This is a genomic window from endosymbiont of Riftia pachyptila (vent Ph05), assembly GCF_000224455.1.
Taxonomy (GTDB): Bacteria; Pseudomonadota; Gammaproteobacteria; order Chromatiales; family Chromatiaceae; genus Endoriftia; species Endoriftia persephonae.
In genome coordinates, this window is record NZ_AFOC01000127.1 from 1 (window position 1) to 7802 (window position 7802).

A 7802-nucleotide genomic window follows, 5' to 3' on the forward strand; every position below is an offset into this window, starting at 1 on the left:
CAGCGAAAAGCGGTAGCACATCTTTCAACTGCGAAATTGGCATAGATTCGCCAGAATCTTTGGCTTTCGGTAGCTTATCGATGAAACGGGCTGTTTCGTTGAGATCGAAATGCGCGTAGCGAATTTGCCTTACTAAGCGCTGCGGTGGCAGCTGTGCAACCGGTGGCCTTCAGTAAGTACTGAAGTAGACCTTTTAACGATGTATCTGAAGGTAAACGGCAGTAAATCACCTCCATTTCGGTGTACTCGCCACGATCAATTTGGGGGAAGGCATCACTGTAGCCTTTTGCGATGGTGCTTTTACCAACTCCAGATTGTCCCACCATGAACATGGATTTTGCATCGTGGAAGCCAGCAGTCTTATGGCATTTCTCAATTGCCTTGAAACCGCCTTTGACTCGGCCATCAAAGAACAGTTGTTGCTTGAAACGGACTGTTTGGTCTTTTAGCTTAATCTCAGAAGTCATCGTCATCCTCCTCGTCAAAAGAATTGTCAGAAAGTGAAGTAATCGGGAGCTGCAACTCGTCCGCACTTGGGTGCAATAGTCGAAGGCGGTTCGAAAGACTGTTTGGTGGCGCGAATGGTTGGTTCGTCATCCAGGAACGGCACATCGTCCCCAGGTTTCTTGTTCTTGCCCCTAGGCTTGACCTTGACTTCCTCGTCGGTAACAAGCGGTGCCTGATTGGTTTTGGTTTTCCGGCCCGCACGTGTCGCTTTTAAGTCATAGAAAGACCGCCCTTCGGCGATATCCCATTCCTTGTTCCGAACATTGATGAGCCTGCCGTTACTTCCAGGACGGGGGTCCACAACCGAGATAGCCCCGGCGTTGTTTTCGTCGACGAAGTAATCGATTATGATTCGCCCCGACTTCTGGACGGACAACAAGTAGTCATAGATATCCGCCAACTCTTCGTGGCGGAAAGTCTCGTACTCATAAAAAATGCCAGCGTGTCGCTGTAGGGTGCTTCGCTTAGGCAGTCCGCGAAGAAGATTCAGGTCTTCCAGGTCTTCAATAGGGACCACTGGTGAATGTTTGATGCCTTCTTGCCATTTCTCATAAGGCGTCTGATTTCTCAAGCCTGAATGCGGTGTGTGGTGGTATTCATGAACGATGAAGTGCTCTAACTCCTTCAATCTCAGCTCGACTCAATTGTCCGACACTGCTGTTGTGGGTAGGTTGTTTTCGTTATTGCTTGAGCGGCTCTCAAGCGTAAGAGGACATGTGGCTGATGTTCCTTTTACTCCAGTCGGAGTGTCAGCTTTAGTTGCGAAACTGCTTGCCTTGCGCAGTGGTGAAACCCTGTGCGACCCGTTCTGTGGCTCAGGCTCATTGCTTCTGAGTTGCGTAAACGATGCCTTGGAGCGTGATAAAGCTGCGCATAATGCGATGTTTGGGCAAGAACGCAGTCAATCCGCTTGGAGCCTGTCGAAACTCAACCTCTATCTAAATGGCCATGTAAACCATCGAATCGCTTTAGGTGATAGCATTCGTGCACCTCAATTGATCGATATTGAGAATCGGCTTAAGCGCTTCGATGTGGTCGTTTCTCAACCCCCAATTGGCGATACCAATAAGGCGACTTTGCGGCCATTCAGCACATGCTTGCCTCACTCAATCAAGATCATGGCCGAATGGCTGTGATAACTAGCCTGAGCGTTCTGTATCGCGGCGGAAGTGATGGCGATATTCGCCAGCGCTTAATCGAGCACAACCTACTGGATGCTGTCGTAGTTCTGCCAGATCGGTTGCTTCCGAATACGAGCAATTCCCATTGCTGTGCTGATTTTCCGAATGGACAAACCAGACGATTCCGTACTCTTCATTGATGCGAGCAATGACTACCAGTTCACCCGTGGACAAAATGTCTTGATCACTGAAAACATCGAGAAGATCACCTCGATTTATCAAGCCCGTGAAGCCAAAACCGAGCAATCACATTTGGCCTCGCTGGAGGAAATTAAATCGAATAGCTTTAATTGCAGCATTCAGCGATATGTCCGCCCTCTGGCCGACGACGAGAATTTCGACCTGGATACATTGCAAAAAGAAGAGCAGACGCTTGTTCGAGAAATCACCGAACTTAGCCACTCAATTAATGCCAGCTTGAAGGATTTAATCCATGAGCTGGTCGATAACAACAATACATAACGAGAAGTACCGAGAATGGACCACTTATCCCACAACAAAATCGTCTCTTTCATCTGGTCAATCGCCGACGACTGCCTGCGCGACGTGTACGTGCGCGGCAAGTACCGCGACGTGATCCTGCCGATGTTCGTGTTGCGGCGCTTGGACTGCCTGCTCGAAGGCACCAAAGATGCCGTGATGGAGGAAGTGAAGTTCCAGCGCGACAACGGCTTCACCGAACTCGACCCGATGGGCTTGAAAGATGCCTCGGGCTATGTGTTCTACAACACCTCGCCGTTCACCCTTCAGAAGATTGTCGATACCGCCTCGAATAACCGTCAGCAGCTGGAAGCCAACTTCAAGCTCTATCTGGACGGCTTCAGCCCCAACGTGAGGGAAATCGTCGACAAGTTCGACCTGCTCCGCCAAGCTAAGCACATGGCTGCCAAGGATGTGCTGTACGATGTGCTGGACAAGTTCGTCTCCAGGCACATCAACCTGTCCCCGGTCGAGGCCATAGACCCGGAAGGGCGCAAGCTCCCGCCGCTGACCAACCTGGGGATGGGCTACGTCTTCGAGGAGCTGATTCGCAAGTTCAACGAAGAGAACAACGAAGAGGCCGGTGAGCACTTCACCCCCCGTGAGGTCATCCACCTGATGACCCACCTGCTGTTCGACCCGGTCCAGGGCCAGCTACCGCCCACCATACTGATCTACGACCCGGCCTGTGGCTCCGGTGGCATGCTGACGGAGTCTCAGAACTATTTGGAAGACCCGGATGGTCCATTCCATGTCGCGCCGGACTCCATATTCTTGTACGGGAAGGAGATCAACGACGAGACCTACGCCATCTGCAAGTCCGATATGATGATCAAGGGCAACAACCCCGAGAACATCAAGAACGGCTCGACACTGGCCACCAACGAGTTTGCAGGCACACGCTTCGATTTCATGCTCTCCAATCCACCTTACGGCAAGTCCTGGAAGGCGGACCACAAGGCCATCGTCGATGGTAAGGAAATACTCGATAGCCGGTTTGAAGTGGTCCTAACCGACTTTCGCGGCAACGAAGAAACCGTACCGGCCATACCACGTTCTTCAGACGGCCAGCTTCTGTTCCTGATGGAGATGGTGGACAAGATGAAGTCCACCAGCGACAGCCCCCTCGGTTCGCGTATCGCCTCGGTACACAACGGCAGTTCCCTGTTTACCGGCGATGCGGGGAGCGGCGAGAGCAATATCCGTCGATACATCATTGAGAATGACCTGCTCGAAGCCATCATCCAGCTGCCGAACAATCTGTTCTACAACACCGGCATCACCACCTACATCTGGGTGCTGACCAGCAACAAGGCGCCCAACCGCAAGGGCAAGGTGCAACTGATCGACGCCTCCAAGCTGTACCGCAAGCTGCGCAAGAACCTGGGCGACAAAAACTGCGAGTTTGCGCCGGAGCATATCCAGCAGATCGTCGGTCTGTACACGACGATGGCGGATGATGCCGGGCAGGACGCCCCAATGTCGAGGGAGGCAGGGATGTCGGGAGCGACCGGCATCTCCAGGGTTTTCCATAACGACGACTTCGGCTACTACAAGGTCACCATCGAACGCCCGAGCCGCAAAGCGGCGCAGTTCACGCCGGAGCGTGTGGCCGCATTACGATTTGCACCGGCTGTCGCTGAACTCATGGAATGGGCTTATGAGCGTTGGGGCGATACGATCTATGACGAACTGAAAGATCACAAACAGGCCATCGAGGACCATCTGGATCGCAAAGACATCAGCCTGACGGCCAAGAACAGGAAGTTACTACTCGACCCGAAAGCCTGGAAGGCGCAGCGCGAACTGATGCAGACCGCCGAAAAGCTCATGGAGGCCATAGGTCAGGAACTGCACATGGACTTCAACATCTTCCGCTCACTGGTCGAAGACACCCTCAAGTTACTGGGCATCAAACTCACCGCCTCGGAAAAGAATCAGATCTACAACGCGGTCAGTTGGCGTGAGGACGAGGCGGAGAAGGTCATCAAGCGGGTCCACAAGCTCAAGGGTGATAAGCTCGAAAAGCTGCTTACCGACCTCTCCTTCGGTGATTTTGAATGTACGGAAGAGATGCTCAGCGATTTTGGCTACTGGCATACCGGCACGACTGGCGAGTACATCGAATACGAAACCGACTCCGATTTGCGTGACACCGAGAACGTGCCGCTCAAGGAGGATATCCACACCTACTTCCTGCGCGAGGTGCGCCCACATGTGGACGAAGCCTGGATCAACCTCGGCGCAACCAGAATCGGCTATGAGATCAGTTTCAACAAGTACTTCTACCGGCACAAGCCATTGCGCTCACTCGAAGAGGTCACCCGCGACATTCTGATGCTGGAGGCGGAAACCGAAGGGCTGCTGAGGAAATTGGTCAGCTTTGGCAGCGACACTCAGGGGGGTACGTGATGGAGCAGTTGGCTTTCCCAAGATATGACGCCTACAAGCCGAGTGGTGCTGACTCTCAACTTTTGTCATATGACCTTCTTACTTACGGTGAAGCTCTGTTGTCTTTGGGGATGCGAGTTCGAGAAGCTCAGGGTGACCCTAATATAGCTAGGTCAGCATTCGAACACGCTGGCGACGCATTGGAAGCAGTTGTTTCGAAAGGGGACCCATCGGATTCCCAAAAAGACTTCATCAGTCTACTTTCGTCTTCGGCGTTCCATATGGCAGGACTATCTGCACGAGCATACTCAATGCTCCATGCGTCGATCAACGAAGGAAATTTGTCACGCATAGAGAAAGCTTTGGCTTTGCTGATCGTGCGTTCTCTGGACGCATTGGAACAGGAGATTGTTACCTGGCGACTTGATGGGTCTGCTAACGAGCAGGCATTAATAAATAGCATTGCTGAGAGTGCGGAAAATGTCGATCAAGACGACGAAACCAACCCAATAATCGCAGCCATCGACGAAGCATTAGAGGAACACTTCTTGTCGGGCTTAGGTACGTATTTGACCGCGTTGCAAACCGGTCAAGTAGAACTGGTGTCTTCAGCTATTTCTATTCTTCGCAATGGTCTTGAGTCAGCAGCCACTTTGAACATGGTTCCGCAATGGTGGTGCTTTCGGCTAGCCAGCCACCTGATCGACGATTTGTGGAAGTCCAGTTTCCATCAGGTGTTGCCGCGAAATCCGCTTGGAGAAACTGAACCAGACTGGCTGGCGTTACGTGATCTGTTCATTGCTTCGATGTACAAACGAAGTCGAGCAGAGATCGAACTCTGGCCATCACAGATTGAAGCCGCCCGACGCACCACTGATTCACATGATGATCTCGTAGTTTCCCTTCCTACTAGTGCTGGAAAAACCCGAATCGCGGAGCTTTGTATTTTGCGCTGCCTTTCAGAGGGAAAGCGGGTTGTTTTCATAACTCCTTTAAGAGCCTTGTCTGCTCAGACAGAAGCTGGCTTGCAACGGACTTTTACACCATTAGGGAAGTACGTATCAGCGCTCTACGGAAGTATCGGTACAAGCTCTTTTGAAAGCGACATGTTGAAAGCCAGGGATATTGTTGTCGCAACGCCCGAAAAATTTGATTTTGCACTGAGAAATGATCCATCAATCATTGATGATGTCGGCCTCATTGTATTGGATGAAGGCCATATGATTGGTTTTGGAGAAAGGGAAGTCAGATACGAAGTGCAAGTTCAACGGTTGCTTAAGAGAGAAGATGCGGATCAACGTCGCATTGTATGTTTGTCTGCGATATTGCCCGATGGCGATCAGTTTGACGATTTCGTCGACTGGTTAAGACGCGATAAAGAGGGTGGAGCAGTCACCTGCGACTGGAAGCCCACCCGAGTTCGTTACGGCCAGATTATGTGGCGCAATAATCGTGCACGTCTGGAACTTGCTGTGGGGGATGAATCTCCCTATGTGCCAACCTTTTTCAATGCGAGGGCGGCTACTAAAGGGACAAGAAAGAAGTTGTTCCCTAACGGCCAACAGGAATTGGTTCTGGCTACGACTTGGCGGTTACTTGAAGATGGCCACTCGGTGTTGATCTATTGCCCCGAAAGACGATCTGTTAATGCTTACCCAGAATTGATCGTTAGATTAAACAAGCAGGGGTTGCTCAATTCCGCTTTAGAACATGATCCAAGTGAGATCGCATCAGCATTGGCGATTGGTCGTGAGTGGTTCGGTAACAATCACCCCATTTTAATGTGCCTGGAACTAGGAGTTGCCATACACCATGGCGCTTTGCCAAAAGCCGTATCGGAAAGAAGTTGAACATCTCCTAAGAAAAAGCATCTTGAGGGTAACTGTCTCATCCCCAACGCTTGCGCAAGGACTAAATCTGACCGCCACAACGGTGATTATGCATTCGATTCAGCATTACCGTAATGGTGAGTATCGGCTGATTGATGTTGCGCAGTTCAGGAACGTTATTGGAAGAGCAGGGCGAGCCTTTGTGGATGTCGAAGGATTGGTCTTATTTCCGATATTTGATAAGCACGATTGGCGGGAAAGCCAGTGGAAAAAGCTTGTCAATGGTGTCAACGAACAACAACTTAAAAGTGGGTTGGCGCTCTTGGTTAATAGATTGCTGACCCGTATGAACTCTTGTTTAGACGAGCCAGGGATAGAGCACCTTCAAGAGTATGTGATGAACAATGCCGCCGGGTGGCAGTTCCCAATGTTGCAAGGAGAGCCTGAGCAGCAAAGAGCACAAGCAGAGGTCGATTGGGAGCGAAATTTAGCTCTACTTGATACGGCTGTTCGTGTTCTGCCAGATAAATTTCGTGCGAGAACGAAGTGCATCCTCGAAAACCATCCGCACTTCGTCATTCCGCGCAAGAAGCCTTGACCACAAAGATGACGAAAGCAGCTCGTCCAATTGGTTCGTAATTTCGTCTAGCTGAAATTCACGTTCGCCAACTAAGCTCAAGATAGCCACCAGCGGCGAGGGTATTTTTTAGCCGGAGTCGGTTTAACCAGCGGAAACAAGCTCGATCAGATAGCGGCTCAGGCAAATGTGCATCTCATAAACGCAAACAGTGGGATTATGACTGCCGATGAAGACCTTGCGGTCGACTCAATAGGAAAATTGGATGAGTTGCTTTTCGAAATCCCGCCATTTCGTCCCGATCCTTTGCCCGTTGATTGGCGGGACATTTTGTCAACGTGGTTAAAAGGTCAGCCGATTGCTGACCATGCTAATGATGACCCTGAAGTGTTACGCTTCATCGAGGATGCCCTGATTTATCGCCTTCCGTGGGGAATGGAGGCTATCCGAGTTCGTGCCGAAGCAAATGATGACAAGGTGACTGACGGGATAAATTTCTGGGACTTTACCGATTATGAAACGGGCTTAGCGGCTCCAGCCGTAGAAACAGGCACGTTGAACAGGTCGGCCGCGTTACTGATGCAGGCCGGATTCAGTTCAAGGACGGGGGCAGTCAAAGCTGTTGCTGACACCCAGGCGACTTTTGATTCGTCAAAAGGTCTGCGAATTTGGCTGGCGTCAGATGCTGTAAGAGAACTTAGCGAAAACGAAGACTGGCCAACGCATGGAAGTCATCGGTTATGGCGTGAATTCATGGAGGGACACGACACGCCTGAAGATGAGGTTTGGTCGATTCAGGATGGGATGCTTCCGGTTGCGTGGGACGACGATGCCTCG

At 51.2% G+C, this 7802-nt stretch carries 8 protein-coding genes and 1 pseudogene; 7 read left to right on the top strand and 2 right to left on the bottom strand.

Features of this window, described 5'->3' with window-relative positions; all coding sequences use genetic code 11:
* Positions 1–74 precede the first annotated feature (74 nt).
* Both RIFP1SYM_RS14860 and RIFP1SYM_RS14865 read right to left on the bottom strand, forming a co-directional pair.
* Positions 75–467, bottom strand: coding sequence for an ATP-binding protein (locus RIFP1SYM_RS14860; RefSeq protein WP_039960660.1), 393 nt, complete (start codon positions 465–467; stop codon positions 75–77).
* Between the two features lie 26 nt (positions 468–493).
* A complete protein-coding gene (locus tag RIFP1SYM_RS14865; RefSeq protein ID WP_138921797.1) occupies positions 494–1135 on the bottom strand; it encodes a hypothetical protein in 642 nt (213 codons plus the stop codon).
* Here RIFP1SYM_RS14865 and RIFP1SYM_RS18645 point away from each other — a divergent pair.
* From RIFP1SYM_RS18645 to RIFP1SYM_RS14890, 7 genes and pseudogenes are all read left to right on the top strand, one after another.
* Positions 1113–1643 carry an HsdM family class I SAM-dependent methyltransferase gene (locus tag RIFP1SYM_RS18645; protein ID WP_081417779.1) on the top strand — a complete coding sequence of 177 codons (531 nt, stop codon included), beginning with the start codon at positions 1113–1115 and terminating at the stop codon, positions 1641–1643. The genes RIFP1SYM_RS14865 and RIFP1SYM_RS18645 overlap by 23 nt on opposite strands.
* Positions 1634–1828, top strand: a complete 195-nt coding sequence (locus RIFP1SYM_RS19085) for an N-6 DNA methylase (protein WP_420855222.1) — start codon at positions 1634–1636, stop codon at positions 1826–1828. Before RIFP1SYM_RS18645 ends, RIFP1SYM_RS19085 begins: the two co-directional genes overlap by 10 nt.
* Positions 1758–2150 carry an N-6 DNA methylase gene (locus RIFP1SYM_RS18650; protein WP_276123753.1) on the top strand — a complete coding sequence of 131 codons (393 nt, stop codon included), beginning with the start codon at positions 1758–1760 and terminating at the stop codon, positions 2148–2150. The genes RIFP1SYM_RS19085 and RIFP1SYM_RS18650 overlap by 71 nt, the downstream gene beginning before the upstream one ends.
* A 15-nt stretch (positions 2151–2165) precedes the next feature.
* Complete coding sequence (locus tag RIFP1SYM_RS14875; RefSeq protein ID WP_005966275.1) at positions 2166–4580, top strand: type I restriction-modification system subunit M; 2415 nt, start codon at positions 2166–2168, stop codon at positions 4578–4580.
* A complete protein-coding gene (locus tag RIFP1SYM_RS14880; RefSeq protein WP_006474440.1) occupies positions 4580–6409 on the top strand; it encodes a DEAD/DEAH box helicase in 1830 nt (609 codons plus the stop codon). The genes RIFP1SYM_RS14875 and RIFP1SYM_RS14880 overlap by 1 nt, the downstream gene beginning before the upstream one ends.
* A gap of 22 nt (positions 6410–6431) precedes the next feature.
* Positions 6432–6986, top strand: a complete 555-nt coding sequence (locus RIFP1SYM_RS14885; RefSeq protein ID WP_240992137.1) for a P-loop NTPase family protein — start codon at positions 6432–6434, stop codon at positions 6984–6986.
* Positions 6987–7184: 198 nt separating this feature from the next.
* Positions 7185–7802 (top strand): annotated as a pseudogene (locus RIFP1SYM_RS14890) (DEAD/DEAH box helicase); the annotation flags it as partial.

Bases quoted from the DNA above. Each gene is read 5' to 3' on its own strand.
- RIFP1SYM_RS19085 (WP_420855222.1), top strand. From the start codon at position 1,634: ATGGCTGTGATAACTAGCCTGAGCGTTCTGTATCGCGGCGGAAGTGAT.
- RIFP1SYM_RS18645 (WP_081417779.1), top strand. From the start codon at position 1,113: ATGAAGTGCTCTAACTCCTTCAATCTCAGCTCGACTCAATTGTCCGAC.
- RIFP1SYM_RS14875 (WP_005966275.1), top strand. From the start codon at position 2,166: ATGGACCACTTATCCCACAACAAAATCGTCTCTTTCATCTGGTCAATC.
- RIFP1SYM_RS14880 (WP_006474440.1), top strand. From the start codon at position 4,580: ATGGAGCAGTTGGCTTTCCCAAGATATGACGCCTACAAGCCGAGTGGT.
- RIFP1SYM_RS14860 (WP_039960660.1), bottom strand. From the start codon at position 467: ATGACTTCTGAGATTAAGCTAAAAGACCAAACAGTCCGTTTCAAGCAA.